Origin of the sequence: Aquimarina algiphila, assembly GCF_007489275.1 — a bacterium.
GTDB classification, from domain to species: Bacteria; Bacteroidota; Bacteroidia; order Flavobacteriales; family Flavobacteriaceae; genus Aquimarina; species Aquimarina algiphila.
This window is the reverse complement of the sequence record NZ_VLNR01000023.1, coordinates 1-16626: the sequence shown is the minus strand read 5'-3', so window position 1 is coordinate 16626 and position 16626 is coordinate 1. Positions and strand designations below refer to the sequence as shown.

The 16626-nt window shown below is 32.7% G+C and carries 12 protein-coding genes and 1 pseudogene; 2 read left to right on the top strand and 11 right to left on the bottom strand.

All coding sequences use genetic code 11. The features are described from left to right. The first annotated feature begins 2 nt into the window (after positions 1-2). Positions 3-6200, top strand: coding sequence for a protein kinase domain-containing protein (locus FOF46_RS12420; protein ID WP_143916662.1), 6198 nt, complete (start codon positions 3-5; stop codon positions 6198-6200). After that, complete coding sequence (locus FOF46_RS12415) at positions 6201-7541, top strand: coiled-coil domain-containing protein (RefSeq protein ID WP_143916661.1); 1341 nt, start codon at positions 6201-6203, stop codon at positions 7539-7541. A 125-nt stretch (positions 7542-7666) separates the two neighbouring features. On the opposite strand, the gene FOF46_RS12410 is transcribed toward FOF46_RS12415, so the two are convergent. The 11 genes and pseudogenes from FOF46_RS12410 to FOF46_RS32525 all read right to left on the bottom strand — a co-directional run. After that, positions 7667-10204 carry a glycoside hydrolase family 2 TIM barrel-domain containing protein gene (locus tag FOF46_RS12410; protein ID WP_143916660.1) on the bottom strand — a complete coding sequence of 846 codons (2538 nt, stop codon included), beginning with the start codon at positions 10202-10204 and terminating at the stop codon, positions 7667-7669. 141 nt (positions 10205-10345) lie between these two features. Continuing rightward, positions 10346-10924, bottom strand: a complete 579-nt coding sequence (locus tag FOF46_RS12405; protein WP_109434141.1) for a uracil-DNA glycosylase family protein — start codon at positions 10922-10924, stop codon at positions 10346-10348. Between the two features lie 96 nt (positions 10925-11020). After that, complete coding sequence (locus FOF46_RS12400; RefSeq protein ID WP_109434142.1) at positions 11021-11494, bottom strand: YHS domain-containing (seleno)protein; 474 nt, start codon at positions 11492-11494, stop codon at positions 11021-11023. A gap of 70 nt (positions 11495-11564) precedes the next feature. After that, complete coding sequence (locus tag FOF46_RS12395; protein ID WP_109434143.1) at positions 11565-11918, bottom strand: nuclear transport factor 2 family protein; 354 nt, start codon at positions 11916-11918, stop codon at positions 11565-11567. 108 nt (positions 11919-12026) lie between these two features. Then, complete coding sequence (locus FOF46_RS12390) at positions 12027-13064, bottom strand: helix-turn-helix domain-containing protein (protein ID WP_143916659.1); 1038 nt, start codon at positions 13062-13064, stop codon at positions 12027-12029. 171 nt (positions 13065-13235) lie between these two features. Continuing rightward, the gene (locus FOF46_RS31535) at positions 13236-13400 is read right to left on the bottom strand and encodes a hypothetical protein (RefSeq protein ID WP_160114014.1); all 165 of its coding nucleotides are present in this window, start codon (positions 13398-13400) and stop codon (positions 13236-13238) included. 67 nt (positions 13401-13467) lie between these two features. Next, the gene (locus FOF46_RS31530; protein WP_160114015.1) at positions 13468-13644 is read right to left on the bottom strand and encodes a hypothetical protein; all 177 of its coding nucleotides are present in this window, start codon (positions 13642-13644) and stop codon (positions 13468-13470) included. Between the two features lie 67 nt (positions 13645-13711). Next, positions 13712-13891, bottom strand: a complete 180-nt coding sequence (locus FOF46_RS12385; RefSeq protein ID WP_143916658.1) for a hypothetical protein — start codon at positions 13889-13891, stop codon at positions 13712-13714. Positions 13892-13927: 36 nt separating this feature from the next. Further along, positions 13928-14098, bottom strand: coding sequence for a hypothetical protein (locus tag FOF46_RS31525; protein WP_160114016.1), 171 nt, complete (start codon positions 14096-14098; stop codon positions 13928-13930). Between the two features lie 79 nt (positions 14099-14177). Further along, entirely contained in the window at positions 14178-15881 is a 1704-nt protein-coding gene (locus FOF46_RS12380) for a response regulator transcription factor (RefSeq protein ID WP_167571821.1), read from the bottom strand. 633 nt (positions 15882-16514) lie between these two features. Further along, a pseudogene (locus FOF46_RS32525) lies at positions 16515-16626 on the bottom strand (IS982 family transposase); the annotation flags it as partial.

Below are 16626 nucleotides of genomic sequence, written 5' to 3'. Positions count from 1 at the left end.
AAATGGAGTATATAAGACTTTGCCCAGCATGCAATAGTGAAAGACCGGTTAACGAGATGTATTGTCAAAATACTATTGAAAGCGTTACATGTAGTTGGTTATTGATGAATGTTAAACAAACACCTATTGGTGGAAGCGTAGAAATTCAGAAAACACCTCCAGAGCAAAAAACGCGATATTGCGAAAACGGACATGAAGTAGGAGAGCAAGATTTTATGTGTATGGAATGCGGAGCAGATATCCAAGAAACTGCCATTGCTCCAGAAGAAGAAATAATACAATCTATAGGTGAGTATACAGTAATAGAAATTGTAAAGACCACACAAGCAACCAAAGAATGTTTTTTAGTTAAGAATGACAAGGAAGAGATTTGTTTTTTAACCTTGTACCATGAAAATTATGAACCAGATAAAGCTATCTATAATGTTTTGCAAAAGGCTGACATTGATCATGTAGCAGCATTGATTGAAACAGGGTATTGGGATAATCGCTTTTTTGAAGTTACCGAACAAATAAAAGGAGGTGCTTTAGACACCCTTGATTATGTTGATGAAAATCAAATAGAGAAATTGGTTGACGAAATAGGAAGAGCTCTTCGAGATTTTTCTGAAGCTGGGATGCGACACCGAGACCTTAGTCCGCAGAATATACTTATCCGAAATCAAGAGTGTTTTGATCTAGTAATTATTGATTTTAGCTCTGCTCGTTTGTCAGATTATGATTTAGATACCGATACCCCCTTAGAACTCACAAGATATACTGCTCCAGAAGCTATTATTGGTGGCATAAGCCCTGCTTCAGACTGGTGGAGTTTGGGAATGATTGTTTTAGAACAGATTACCAAAGGAGCTTTTTTTGAAAATATCAATGATAAAGCCTTTATGATTCATCTGGTAACTAGAGGTGTTGAGTTACCAACTAATATAGATGAAAGATTATTGTTATTACTTAAAGGCCTTTTATGCAGAGACCCTTTAAAACGTTGGCATTGGGAAGAGGTCGATAAATGGTTGAAAAAAGAATATGTAACTCCCCCAATAGAGTCTTCAACAAGCTTAAAACAAGAGAAAGAGAAAAAAATTATACTTGGTGACGAGACCTACATCAATCTAAGTTATTTTGCCCTCGCTGCAGCTGAAGAAAAAAACTGGAAAGAGGGGTTAGAGTTATTTACCTCTGGAAAAATTTCAAATTGGGTAAAAGAGATACAAGGAGAAGATATCATATGTTCTTCTATAAGAAACCTTCGTTCTAAAGAAGATATTGATTTAGAATGGCGGTTTTCATTGGCATTGATGCATTTAAATGACGCTTTACCATTAACTTGGAGAGGTCAAATCATCATCCCTGCTTGGTTGCTTAGCAATCCTATTATTGCATCACAATTGATAGAAGGAGAAATCCCTGATTATCTAGACAACATCAATCGCGAAAAATGGTTGGTTCATTTAAAAAGAAGAAGACAAAATGTAGTACAGAAAGCAAAAAGTCTTGAAATTGCTATTGACAAGGATAAGTTTAAAATAAATACTCTTAGCACTTCAAAAGTAAGGTTGAAATCTGAAATGGATTTACTCCGTCAAATTTATCCCGACGCAAAGAATATTGCTTTGTCTGATCTAATGGGAGATATTAGATTAAGTGAAGAAGATTTAATCCTCATGGTAAGTGCAGAGCATCAACAATTTGTTCCTATAGATCAACTTGTTAAAGACTGTATAGATTTAGCCGAAAAAATTGGTATCGATCCAGATGTATCATTTTACAGAGATATACTAGTAAAACCTAGAATAGAGATTTATGAATTGTTAAACAATCATCTAGAAGGTTTCTCTAAGAGTAATAATGAATCATTGAACCGCTGGGCGGATCGATTTAGAATACAAAAGAGACTTTCTTTATTACAATCTGTATTGTGCCTATCAATTCCAAAAAGCGAATGGATAACACCTCCAAAGCATGAGTACGCTTCTAGTTTACTACGCTTTTTCGAAAAGAAAATAATATATGCATCTTCCAGAGGGCCTTTGGTAAGACTGATCATCTCTAAAAATTCTGCTCGTATAGACATCAATGAATTAGGTACTTCATTAAAATCTTCAGAAAAGTTAATGAATAGTATTCTCAATAGGTCTTCTGGCACAGAAACGGTTGATCCGATGAGTTTTAGTAAAAACCCACTCTTACACTATAGAACAAGGCGTATGCTTCTAAAAGTGGCCAATTATAAAAGAGATACGGGTTTAGAGTCCTTATATATGGGGTTTCCATTTTTAATTAGTCAAGTAAAAACAACTCATAGACCACGCGTACTTCCCATTCTTCTATGGCCTGTGGCCTTAGAGTTAAAAAACAGAGCTGCCCCAACACTCGAAGTGGGCTTCGATAAAATTCGTGAAGAAGTTAGGTTAAATCCAGCACTTTCGAGCTCATTAGAGGAAGATCAATACAAAAGAATAAAAGAAATCTACCAAGAAATTCTTGGCAGACAAACACTAAGTATCTCAGAGGTAATTGACGCATTTGGTTCTTATATTCAATCTAACAGCATACAACTTACTTCACACCCAGAAGTTAATTACAAACTAAAACAAGTGGGACTACAACTGTATTGTTCTGCTGTATTCTTTAATGCAAATTTCACTGGACAAGCCATCAGTGAAGACCTTCGTTTGCTTCAGAAGCTACCGCATACGGATATTGCAATGGAGCCTATTTTGAAAATAACTACGCCAGAAATTCCGGCTTATGATCCGATTATTTCAGAAAGCGATCGATACACCGTGGTCCCTGTAGACCCTTCACAGGAAAAAGCAGTCATGCAAAGTCGCTCAAATCCAGGCATTGTTATAGAAGGCCCACCAGGAACTGGTAAAAGTCAAACGATTGTAAATATCATTTCTGATTGTATAGGCAGAAAAGAGAAGGTATTGGTGGTATCTCAAAAAAGAGCAGCTATTCAGGTGATAATGAAACGACTCGAAGCTGCAGAAATAGAAAATAGGGCACTGACCATAACAGATATCACAAAAGATAGGCAACCTATTATTCAGAGTATTAGAGAACAAGTATCTCATCATCTCAATAAAACCAAACATCAAAATTCTTTTGAAGAAATTAAACACCAAAGGGCTAATCTAACTCAACAAATAGACAGAATAGAAGCTGAACTGAATGTTTTATCACAACAAATACATAAGTTAGATGATATTTCGGGGATAAGTTATCGCAACATATTATCCGAGCTCATTGAAATTCAATCAAAAAATTATATTGATGTCCCAGAAGTTAGAAATCACCTAGAAAACAATACAGTCAACGAGTTGAATGTTCTAGAAGAACAAATTAGTGGATTAATAAATGATTGGATACCTTCAAAATATGAAGGAAATAGCTTGATTAACCTTCAAATAACACAATATGATGAGGCTACTCAAGGTACTATTTACACAGGTTTAAAAAACTTTTATGAAGTTGAAGAGAAAAGAGTAGCTTGTATAAAACAAACCTCTGGAATTTATGATAATGCAGAGGCACAATTTTACGAATCATGGCTAAGAGAAAATGAAGACAAACTTCTAAAAATAACCAATGTAGAAGCTGAAAATGCTAAAAACTGGTTTGATTTAATTTATGATGAATTCAATGAAAAATCAATAGCAGAAGATATATCAAGTGCTCTAAGTAAACTTTTAATATCTGTACAAAAACTGATTGCCGATCAAAGAAACGAGCAATTCACAGAATGGTTAAAACAAGCTTTGGACAAACAGTTAGACAAAACCATCAGAGGTTGTGATTCTTATTTGAGAAAATCAAAATTTAAGATACTCAATCCATTATCATGGATACACAATTTCAGGTTAAAAAAAATATTGAGTATACACCAACTTCAATTAAAAGATGAACACGTAAAGCAATTAAAAATAGCATCTGTTAACGAAGTAACTTTTCGAGATTATCAAGGGCAATATCAGGCACAAATGAAAAAACTAAATGTTGGGTTTGAGCCAATTCTCGAAGATAAATTGCTTGCAGTAAAAATAGGTAGTAAATTAAGTGAATTATTGCAAACCATCGCTTTGGCCCAAGCTCTAAAAAGCTGTCCTCTTAAAAACGAAGCTCGAAACTTATTAAGGACCGGAGACAAGAAAGAATACAAGGTATTTATTCAGCATTTAAGAGATTCTAACTCGCGATATCAAATTAGAAAAGAATCCTATAAAAAGTTAAATCCCCTAGCACAATGGTTAGAACCTACCAGTTATAAAAAATTCGAAGAACGTATTAAAAATAATGATGTTGATGTATCAATTCTGGAAAAAATGCAAGCTGATATGGCTTATTTTATTCCGTATCAAAAATTTAGGATAAGATTAGGGGACAAAAAAAACTTTGACAACACCTTAAAGTTATTAGCACTATTTAGAAAATATGACCAGCAAATTCAGGATTTCCCTTCTGATAGCAGAAGTCAACTTATCAGGAAAACTATTAGACGTGAAGGATTACTGGGTTGGAAACAACGCATAGAAAAGCGATCACCTGCTCTGCTCATGGCAGAAAGCGACATAGAACAAGGTGTTAAGTCATTAGATAAATTTTTATCAAATGTTAAAGAACAAAATAAAAAACTACTAAATCTCAATTACGATTTCGAAAAAATAGGTACGAAGCTCCAATGGAATTCTATTACCAAGCTACGAGGAAAGAATTATAAAAAACTTAGAGAATTCATCCATTTAGGAGAGGAAATAGGGTTAATGGATGTGCGCCCTATATGGCTTATGAGCCCAGAGGTTGTTTCTCAATCACTACCGTTACAAGCAGGTATGTTTGACGTGGTTATTTTTGATGAAGCCTCTCAAATGCTAATAGAACATGCTATTCCATCCTTGTATCGAGCCAAAAGAGCAATCATAAGCGGGGATGAAAAACAGATGCCTCCAGCTGGCTTCTTTGCTCATAAAATAGCTACGGACGATGATGACGATATAATTAATGTTGAATTAAGTGAAGATAATTCTGAAGAAGAATTGGCTAGTTATGAAGACGCATGGAATAAAAAGGAAGTAAAAGATTGCCCAGACCTATTAACCTTAGCTAAGACGGTATTGCCAACAACTACACTCCAAATCCACTATCGTTCACAGTATAAAGCGTTGATTAATTTTTCTAATCATGCTTTTTATAGTGGGCAATTACACGTTCCGGCGTATCATCCTATAGATGAAATAGAAAAAATTAAACCCTTGGAAGTAATTCGGGTAGATGGTATTTATAATGAACAAACAAATAGTGATGAAGCAGACGCTTTAATCCAATACTTGTCTGATCATTGGCAATTACCAGAAAACAAAAGATTAAGCACTGGTATTGTTACTTTCAACAAAAAGCAATCTGAACTTATTGAAGGAAAAATTGAAGAAAAGGCACTAAACGATCAAGATTTCATGGCAAGGTTACTACAAGAGCGAAATAAGCAGCAAGAAGGAGAGGACATGGGATTCTTTATAAAAAATGTAGAAAATGTGCAGGGCGATGAGCGAGATATGATTTTGTTTAGCACTACATTTGGGCATAATAAGCATGGTGTTTTTCGTCGAAACTTTGGTGCCCTGGGACATCGTGGAGGTGAAAGACGGCTAAATGTAGCGATTACCAGAGCTCGATATAAAGTAATTATTGCGACTTCAATGCCCATTAATGATATTTCGGATATGCTATCTATAGGAAGATCACCTTCCAAACCAAGAGATTACATACAGGCCTATTTGAACTTTGCCGAAACCCATTCTAATACCCAGATTCAGGTTGCAAATAAGAGTATCCGTAAACTTTCGTTAGCTAATAGCTATGAAGACATCATCCTTAAAAATGATGGATTCAAGAATACAGTTAAAAATTACATCAAAGGCCTGGGTTATGATACTGTGGAAAATAGTGATTACAATGTTTTCTATGTAGACTTGGCTATACAGGATCAGGAAAGTGGCAGATTTGTTATTGGTATTGAGTGTGACGCGCCAAATAATGAGTTGTTAAAAAATGCCCGATATAGAGAATTGTGGCGCCCGCAAGTTCTCAAAAAATCAATCCCTGTTATACATAGAACAACATCATACCGATGGTTTCAAGATACAGAAGGTGAAAAAAAGAGATTGGAAGAAGCTATAAAAAATGCCCTAAATTCAATATAAATGAGTGGTCCCAAAGTAGTAAGAATAGTTACGCCCGAAGAGAGGAGAATAATAAAACAAAAATGGCTTACTAGCCTAAGAAGTAAAATTGAAGATATTAAAGAATATGCTTTAAAACATGGTGTTTTGGATGAAGACTTAAGCATGTCTCTAGAAGAAACATTACAACATTATCAAAGCATTTCAGAGGACGATTACTCAAAAATAGAGCGTGAAGTACCCGGTCAAATACAATACCTAGAAAAGGAAAAGAAGAACCTAGTCCAAAAAGTTGTTAAACAAAGAGCTTCTAAATGGGAAACTTATAAAAACCTGAAGAGCACGCATAATGAATTAAGATTTCTATTACAAAAAAAGAAAATTGAATTTGAAGATTTTAAAGAACCTTTAGTAATTTCGGAAGCAGAAATAGAACAATACAGTCAAAAAATAGATGGCTTGTATAAAACCTTAAAGGACGTTGCTTTTAATGAACAAAAATTAACTGATGAGCAAATAGAGATACAAAAACGGCTGTCTGCTGGAAATAGTTTACTTTCTGTTAAAGAATGGGGTTCAAATCTCCCAAAAGTTTTATCCAGGCTTAAAAAACTAGAAAACACTTTAAAGGAAATGTATGTGCAGGGATTTTCTCAAGATAAAACACAAGAGTTTATACAGCGATGCAATGCTCTTAATGACAAAGATGTTAATTATCCTCTTTTAATAGATTCGCTCATTATAGAAGCAGCTGCGTTTACTAAAACGCAGTTGGAGCTAAACGATATAAAAGAAGCTCTAAAAAATGCCATTGCACAATTGGAAACATTAGCATTAGAAATTAAATTTATTAAAAAATGGAAAGAATTACTCAAATCAGATAATCTTGTTAAGTTACAGGAGGCATTAGAAAGAGCAACCCATTTGTATAAAGAAGAATCACAGAAAATTATTGTCGAAACAAGACGGGTAGCTATTAAAAAAGCATTAAAAAGTGCTGGTTATGAAGTTAATGATTCTATGGAAACCGCTTGGGTAGAAAATGGTCGTTTAGTGGTAAAAAAAGCAAAAAATTCTCTTTATGGAGTAGAATTTATGAGCCCCAAAAATCTAAGTCGCATACAAGCACGTATTGTTGCAGATGAGAACAGAAAAAATGAAAGAACGCCGAATCTTGATAAAAATCAAGAAGAAATTTGGTGTGATGAATTTGATGAGATCAAAGAGATTTTAGAAAGTGAAGATTTATCCATTATAATTGATAAAATGCAAGAACCTGGGGCCATCAAACTCAAGGAAGTTAATTTAGATGATGGTTATCATCAAAGCTCAAGAAGCGTAAGAAGAGGGAAACAATTATGAATACACTGCTTGATCTTACAAAACGGAGTTTTTTAATAACCTACTAAATACCTGTTAATTAGCCCATGATCTTGTATCAAAAAGCTCGATTGTATTCCTAAAGTAAAGACACCATTTTAAAAACTCTATAATTTTTTAACCTCTATCTCAATAGTATTACTTTCTATAGTATCGCAAGTCGCTTTTATTTTTATCGTAGATGCTCTTGTATTGGATTGTAGTATTAATAATGCTTTTCCTTTTAATGTTCGCACATGGTTGGTCTGATATTTTTCTATTACTTCTCTACCACCATTATCAACTCCTAACACTCTTGTATCTCCTTCTATATAAAATACTACTTCTCTATCATTATTATGTATTGGGTTTCCGTTTATATCTTCCAACTGTATAGTAACATGGGCTACATCATACCCATCTGTGGATAAGTATTGTTTATCTGTATGTATTGCTACTTGCTCAAATTTTGCAGCAGTTTGTATTGATGATTCAACCGAACCCCCTAAAGCTTTTGCTGTTAATTTACCATCTGAATAAGGGACTAGCCATTTTAAAATATGATCATTTTGATCTTCCAATTTTTGAGTCCCCAGTGATTTTCCATCTAAAAATAATGTCACTTGGGGTTGATTAGTATACACTTCTACTGCAATTTCTTGCTCTTTTTTATAGTTCCAATGTTCATTTACATTATGCCACCCCCATTTTTGATGAGCTGCCCAATTTGACTCTTTTTCGACTAATTGTTGTTTAGATGAGTCCCATACATAAGGTGATTGATCTATCAACTGTGTTGTAATATATATATGTGGCTCATCTGACCATAAAGTTTTAAACATATGAAATGCTGGTTTTTTAAATCCTGCAAAATCCAACAATCCACTGCTGGAACCTCTAATTGGCCATGCTCTCGATTCGCCCATATAATTAATTCCAGTCCACAAAAACATTCCTGCTATAAACTCCTTGTCCAGTACTTGTTTCCATTCATGATACTTTGCCCAATTTTCTGTTCCTAAAAACGTTTTTTCAGGATAATTGCGATGTACATAGTCATATACCGATTGACGATAGCTTAAACCAACGATATCCAAAGCATCTGCGTAACCAGAAAAATTACTTACCGAGGGTATGGTAATATTTGCAGTAACAAAACGAGTAGTATCTTCTTCTTTAACCCATTTTGATAGTTGTTTTGCTGTATTAGCTAAATTAAATTTCCCTTGTCCTTCGGTATTAAAATTTTCTTTTATTTGATCTATTGATAAAAGAGGTTCATCCCAATAATAGCTTACATCACCTACTCTGTTTTTACCCCAATATCCTGTTGCGCTCATATATCTGGGATACGTCCATTCGATTTCATTACCGATACTCCACATGATAATAGATGGATGATTGCGATCCCGTAATACCATACTTTTTATATCCCGAGCAGACCACTCGGTAAAATGCTCAGTATACCCTTTTGTCAATGGGCTAGCTTCTTTTTGATTATAATTATGTCTTTTATCTTTTGGATTATTCCATTCATCAAAAGCTTCATCTTGTACCAGAAACCCCATTTGATCACATAAATCCAAGAATTCTTCTGAGGGAGGATTATGGGCAGTTCGAATTGCATTACACCCAGCTTCTTTTAACGCTTTCAATCTACGTTTCCAAACACCTTTGGGCACCGCACTTCCTACCAAACCTCCATCATGATGCAGACAAACACCTTTGATCAAAGTATTTTTTCCATTTAAGAAAAACCCTTTGTCTTTATCAAAAGCAATAGAACGAATTCCAAAAGGAGTTTCAGATCTATCTACAACAACATCATTAACGATAATTTCAGAAACAAGTCTATACATATTTGGAGTTTCTATATCCCAGATATTTGGATTTTGAATAGTAATTTCTTGTAATTGTGGTACTGATGCATTCGGTTCAATATCTATTTTATTTTGAATACTGGTTATTTTAATATCCTGATTATAGATTACAGTACGGACAATGGCTTTTTGTTTTTCTGAAGATTGATTTGCTATTGTTGATGTAATCGCTACAGTCGCTTTCTTTTCTGAAACTTTGGGAGTACTAACAAAAACTCCCCATTGTGGTATATGTACTTTACTTTTGGTTACTAATTTTACATTACGATAAATCCCTGAACCTGGGTACCATCGACTGTCTATATAAGCAGAACGGTCTACCTTTACAGCAATCTGATTGGGTTGATCATAGTTTAAATATTTCGTCAATTCATAGGTAAAAGGTGTATATCCATAAGGATGTTTTCCCAAATAGTGCCCATTAATCCATACTTCTGAGTTAGAATACACGCCATCAAACTCGATCCAAGTGAGCTTATCTTTTGTGCTTGAAGGCACTGTAAAAGTTTTACGATACCAACCTATGCCTCCTGGTAAAAATCCTGTTGCACCTGCTGTCTCTTCCTGAGAAAATTCTTGTGTAACACTCCAATCATGTGGCAATCGAATCTCTTCCCAATTGGTATCTGTTAAGGTTATACTTTGTCCGTTTTTAACATCTCCTAAATGAAATTTCCAATCAAAATTGAAGTCTTCTATACTTCTGGTAAATTCTGATTCGCTAGAATTACATGCGAGTAGTAAAACACTTGTAAGTATTATATAAAGAAAGGGTTTTAGATTCATGATCATAATTTTGCAATAAGTATAATTTCAAAGCATACTACGCTTAAAAATCTATAGAGATATTTGCAAATTTATATTGAACCATTCCTAAGCAATACAACGAATAGATAAAATGTTATCACATTTAGTCTATTTGCTGCTTTATGAACTCAGTCCCAAACGATTAATTTCTTCTTTTAACCGAGGCAATACCTCTTTCCCAAACCATTCATTCTTAGCTTGCCAGATATTATTTCTTGGGGAAGGGTGTGGCAAAACAAAGTATTTGGGGAGGTAGCTTTCAAAACTATGAACAGTTTCTGTTAATGTTCGTTTTGATTTTTCTTTTAGGTAATAATCCTGAGCATATTTACCTACTAATATCGTGAGTTCTACATTTTTCATTTGCTTCAGTAGTTGATTATGCCATAATGGAGCACATTCTTTCCTCGGGGGTAAATCTCCCGACTTACCTTTTCCTGGATAACAAAACCCCATAGGTACTAATCCTACTTTTGTAGCATTATGAAATGTATCATTATCTACTCCCATCCAACTCCTCAAATTATCTCCACTTTTATCATCCCAAGGAATACCTGTTCTATGTACTACTGTTCCGGGTGCCTGACCAATAATTACAACCTTACTCTCTATTGTTCCCGATACTATAGGTCTCGGCCCCAGTTCTAAATGCTCAGAACATACGGTACACCTGGATATTTCTTGTAATAATTCTTTCATCCTTCTAAAATAAAAAACTAAAGCATACCAATCAATACAAATTATTAATCAATATGCTTTAGCCATCATAAAAATCAATCTTAAAACTAGTCTTTTTTAATTATGTGTTTTACTAAGTTTTTCCCAATTTTTATTTGCTGTCGAAACAAGTTTGTTATGATCTTTTTCTGCTAACCATAATTGCTGAGCATCTAATTCTAAATTGTACAGGTACAGGAAGTATTTTCCATCTTTTACTATAAATTTATTTGGATCTGGTCTAAACTTTGCGCCAGCGTATACTCCAAAAGCGCAAAAACCGCCATATTCAGGAATATATTTTTTAGGATTCTTATCAAAGGTTGCTTTTTGTTCTGCTGATGTAAAATAATACACCACTTTTTGATATTCAGATTTATGTTGTTTTACTCCTTTTTGAGCAATTTTTAAATCCAAATAGGACACTGGACTATACCCTTCTAAAGCAATATTACTATTATCAATATTATTTGCTTTGTTATCCTGAGCAGATAGCGTTGTACTTATTACTAAAGCAAATAGGACAACTATTGTTTTTACTATGTTTTTCATTATTACTATTCTTTATATTTTATTATTATTTTAAATTCGTTGTGTTGGTCAAATACATCAAAATATGACCTTATTGTGCGTTAAAATATTCTTCTTGTATTACCTTTCCTTCGTTATTCCAAACTCTGCGAATAATCTCATGCCAATAAATCTTACTCTCGTCTTTCATGTTAAAGTCAAAGGTAAATTCTGAAGCAGATACATTACCATCTACAATAGTATGATGATGTGTAATACCATTAACTTCTGCAATTGCTCCGGCAAAACCTTCCATTTTTTCAACCATCTGTTGCTTATTGGTAGTTGCCAATCCATTATAATCTGAAGTTGTTGCGTCTTCTGCAAAAAATTGCTTTACAGCATCTACGATAGCTCCTTGAGTTACTATGCTGTCCATTTGGGTTGCTTGTTCTTTAATATTCATTTTGTATATTTTAAGTAGTTAAACAAATTGTGTGTTGTAATTACATTGCAAATATGAAAATGATTAGCCTCGCAGAGGCTACAAAAAACACGCTATAAATTGTACTTTTTATTTTTTGTACTTTGTAGGCGAAGTGCCTACATAGTTAGTGAAGAATGAAGAAAAATGATTAGCCTCTTCAAAACCTAAAGCATAAGCTACATCTTTTACATTTTCATTTTCTTCTAACATCATCTTTGCAGATGAAATGATCTGTAAACGAATTAATTGCCCCAGAGAAGTATTCATTTTTTGTTTTACCTTTTTTGATAATGTTTTTACACTAATATTCATTTCTTCGGCATAGAACCCAAGAGCATGTTCTTCTTTATGAAATTCCTGAATAAGTGCTATAATATCCTGTGAGAAAGTATCTCTGTTTTGGTAATCAAAATTATCTCTGAACTGCCTAGGGGTTTGCCCTACTTTGTTCTTAAAAAAACGATTAAAATATGCTGCATCTTTAAACCCTTGATCGTATGCAATTTCCTGAATACTTTTATCTGTAAATGCTATATCCTTTTTGCTTTCTGTAAGTTGTTTTTTATGTATTAGTTTATGGATAGAAATTCCAATTTTATCCTTAACCAAATGCTGAACATCATATCGGGTATTCACCATAAAATCGATTAAAGATTTTGTATTGATCTGATTTGCAAATTCTGCATCTATTACATCTTTTACATCAAATATAACCTGGTATTCTTCTTTATTGGCTTGAAAAGGGTTTTGCCAATACCACTGTTCGGTAGAAACATCAATAAGATTACTCATCTTATCATTAAAGACAGTAGTATTTAGAAAAGACTGACAATCTTCACATTCATTAAAATTGATATACCCTAATGAAATAAGATGCTTAAACAGAATTCGTACGTCTTTGGATTTAAATAGTATTTCATCAGGAAAATCGATAAACCGAACTACAAAATCGTCTGACATGAATTTGATATATTGTCCTTTTTCCAGGTAAATGGCTTTATCCTCCCAATCCTGATAACTCTTAAAGTCAACCTGGATATTACCGGTTCCCTCAAGAATATGAACCAGCGTATATTTTGTAATAAAATATACTTTGTTGATTTCGGCATTGATTTTCTTTACCATTACAAAAGGGTTGACTTTATCTTAGTCGAAATTTATTCTTAAAAGTAGTATATGTTATTCTGTATTGCAAATTTATAAGCTTGATCAATATATCTGTAAAAAAACCCGAACTAATGTCCGGGTTTGTTTTTACAGTAACAAAATTGTCTTAATCAAGATATATTTCTTACATTAAATCAATCCACCACTTAAAGGATCCGTTTTAATACCGCATATCTTAGTGTCTGTGTCTGGTGGAATTGAAATAGATCCCCCCATAACATTTTGAGCGTTTTCTAGCTTAGTAATTTTAATCTTCTCTAAGCTCAGTATTCTTTTATTTTTACTTGTTTTCATGTGATTATAATTTTTATGACTCATACTGTTAAACCCCTGTTTCTTAAATAAATATATAAAACATTGGCTAACCGCCGTTTCCTGTCGCCTGAATTGGAAGCGTTTTAATTATCGGACCGCATTTCCAAATATCAGTACTTTCAGGAGATGTAATAGATCCCCCTCTAACACGTTGAGGGCTTTCTAGCTTAGTAATTTTAATCTTGTCTAAACTTAGTATCCTTTTACTTTTCTTTGTTTTCATGTGATTATAATTTTTGTGATTCATACCATTAAAACCCTAGTTTTTAAGCAGGTATCTAAAATACTAATTAACCTCCATTTCCTGTCCCTTGAATCGGATTTGTTTTTGTTGTATCTACACATCCTGGAGCATCCCTTGTAAGAGGTAGATTACCACACCCCTTACCATTAATTACATGTATATTCTCTAATTTACTGATTTGAATCTTGTCTAAACTGAGCACCCTTTTATTCTTACTTGTTTTCATAACATTTTTATAAAAATTAATAGTATTTTTTTAGATCTATATGGTCCCTAGCGGACTTGTTTTTGTTATAACTGTACATCCAAAATCATCCCTTGTAATAGGTACAGGGTTACCGTCTCCTTTACCGCTAATTACATGTATATTCTCTAATTTATTAATTTGGATTTTATCTAAACTGAGAACCCTTTTCCTTTTGTTTGTTTTCATAATAGTCAATTTATAGATTAAATTTTATTATTTATTTGAAGAGTATTCAAATAGTATTCCAAAATGTATATATAACTTATTATCCGTTATTTAATTGTTTAATAAAATAGGATGGATAAATCCCTGTTCTCTTATGAAAAGCAGAAGAAAATGACTGTGCGTTTTTAAATCCGACTTCTTCTGCAATGGCCTTAATAGTGTAGGAACGCAATGCTTTATCAGTAGTAAGCTCACCAACAGCAAAATCAACTCGTAAATTATTAAGATAATTTGCAAAATTCATGTTCTTATGTACATTGATAATTTTGGATAAATATGCGCTATTGGTTTGTAATTCTTTGGCCAATGAATTAAGTGTGTACTGTTTTTTAGAAAATCTAACTGATTCCTCAAAGCCATGAAGCTTCTTTAATACTGTTGCTATAACTTCTTCTGGAATATCAATCTCTTCTTTTTTTGAAATAGTATTGCTAATAGCATTGAATTCTGGTTGACTTCGATCTTTATTTTTTTGTTCTTCGAGCAAATTCAAAAAACGCCTTTTATTAGCATAACTTCTATAAAAAAAGTACACTACGAGAATAACTAATGTAATTAAAAATAGAATGAGTACTGCTATTGTTTCTTCTTTTAAAAATGTTTCTTCCTGCAGTTCATTAATTAATTTTTCTTTTTCAGCAATTAATTCTGCCGTGTCATATCGTTCATTAATATTTTTGGTCAAATAAATCTGATTTGCATGCCGAATACTATCCAATCTTAACAACGTATTGATATATTCAATTTGTTTCTCGAGATCATTTTTTGATTTGGAATCTGCTATTAGATAATCATATGTATCTATTAATTCTGGAATAACATCTTCAGTTTTCTTAAGAATATGATCTACATTCTTAAAATATGATATACTGCTTTCATTGTTTCCCAAGGCCCTATATGATCTAGCTATATAGTAATCACAAATAGCCATTCTTGTGTTTACCTCATCAAAATCTTTAATGATATCTTTTCCTTTTTCTAAACTATCAATTGCTGTTTTATAGTTTTTAGAAAAATACTCATACATCCCTGAGTACATTACAAAATGAGAATATATAGATGTATCGTTCACTTTTAATGTTTGACGAATTCCCTGGTCAATATAACTTTTAGCCTTACTAAATTGATTACTGTAAACATATGAATCGGTTAAAGCAAAAAGCACTCTATTATAATCGGATGGGCTTTTAAATTTAGGATTCTGATCTAAAAAGTTTAAGTGTTCCAAGAATATAGTTTGGGCTTCTTCTCTTTCTCCTGCATTGTTTTTTAATAGTCCTATATTAAATTTTATAGATCGGTATAAATATTGGTTCCCATTTTTTTTTGCAGCTTCTGAAGCTATTAAATAGAGCTCAAGAGCTTCTTTATAATTCCCCAATTCATATTGTCTATTACCTTGTAACAAATACCCTTTAGCAGGGTAATTCATATACTTTTTATCTTTTGTGATCTCAATCAAGCTATCTGCATATTGTAATTTAACCTCTGTTACTAAGAGTTCTAAAAAGAAATATGCATTTGCCATGCCTAGAGTATCGGCACGGGATTTGGACTCAGATAAATACGATTGTAGTGTTTTGACCTTAAGACTATCTGTTTTTTGATTTGCAATTAAGGCTTTGAGTTGAGTATAACCCAGATCACTCTGATTCTTATCTTCTTTTTCATTTTGGCCATATACCTGATTCGCATAAACAAACAGTATCAACAGGTAACCTAAAAATGTATACTTTTTAATCATAAGCATAATTTTTTACAAAATTTCATTTATCTGCTCCATGGAAACCAAAAACCATACCTTTTAAATAAACAATTAAAAATCAATGATTTACATATCGTAAATTGTATTACATGTATGAAGTCACCTCATTAAATTCTAACCAAATAGATTTTATGAGTACCAAGATAATTAATTTGATTACAAAAGTTAATATTATCTAAATATAACCGACCTTTTGATCATAAAATTAAAACCCTGTGGTATTTATAAATTTGTGGTTTAAATTTATAAATACCAAGAACATTGTTTTGTATTTCACATATGTTTTGATCTAATTTTGGATATATAAAAACTAATAGTTTAAAACTATTTGATAATATAAAACTGATTTGTTGGGGGTAATGCGTATCAGCTATTAATACCAATTCAACCATAAAACATGATATATAATTCGTTTATTTTTTACAATTTCTTCGTTTTAAAATTTAACAATAGCTATGGCTATTCTGAAATTTTATGCCTTGAACTAACAAAAACTAATTCAAATTATCCATATCTCATTTTATAATCGATTTGGTATAATTATCAAAGTGTTTAAATTAAAAACCTGAACAAATGTTCAGGTTTTTTTTATGTATTTAACCCGTTGTGCATTTAGTTAATATTAATTTTTAGGTTGTTTATATTTCTGTTGAATTCAAACCTATTGATATATTGAATAATGGTCATTGCTGTGATCTTTGATAAGATTCTATTTTTAAATCCC

Coding starts and splice junctions, on each gene's coding strand:
- FOF46_RS12420 (WP_143916662.1), top strand. CDS start 3: ATGGAGTATATAAGACTTTGCCCAGCATGCAATAGTGAAAGACCGGTT.
- FOF46_RS12410 (WP_143916660.1), bottom strand. CDS start 10,204: ATGAATCTAAAACCCTTTCTTTATATAATACTTACAAGTGTTTTACTA.
- FOF46_RS31535 (WP_160114014.1), bottom strand. CDS start 13,400: ATGAAAACAAGTAAAAATAAAAGAATACTGAGCTTAGAGAAGATTAAA.
- FOF46_RS12380 (WP_167571821.1), bottom strand. CDS start 15,881: ATGATTAAAAAGTATACATTTTTAGGTTACCTGTTGATACTGTTTGTT.
- FOF46_RS12405 (WP_109434141.1), bottom strand. CDS start 10,924: ATGAAAGAATTATTACAAGAAATATCCAGGTGTACCGTATGTTCTGAG.
- FOF46_RS12415 (WP_143916661.1), top strand. CDS start 6,201: ATGAGTGGTCCCAAAGTAGTAAGAATAGTTACGCCCGAAGAGAGGAGA.
- FOF46_RS12390 (WP_143916659.1), bottom strand. CDS start 13,064: ATGGTAAAGAAAATCAATGCCGAAATCAACAAAGTATATTTTATTACA.
- FOF46_RS31525 (WP_160114016.1), bottom strand. CDS start 14,098: ATGAAAACAAACAAAAGGAAAAGGGTTCTCAGTTTAGATAAAATCCAA.
- FOF46_RS12400 (WP_109434142.1), bottom strand. CDS start 11,494: ATGAAAAACATAGTAAAAACAATAGTTGTCCTATTTGCTTTAGTAATA.
- FOF46_RS12385 (WP_143916658.1), bottom strand. CDS start 13,891: ATGAAAACAAGTAAGAATAAAAGGGTGCTCAGTTTAGACAAGATTCAA.
- FOF46_RS12395 (WP_109434143.1), bottom strand. CDS start 11,918: ATGAATATTAAAGAACAAGCAACCCAAATGGACAGCATAGTAACTCAA.
- FOF46_RS31530 (WP_160114015.1), bottom strand. CDS start 13,644: ATGAAAACAAAGAAAAGTAAAAGGATACTAAGTTTAGACAAGATTAAA.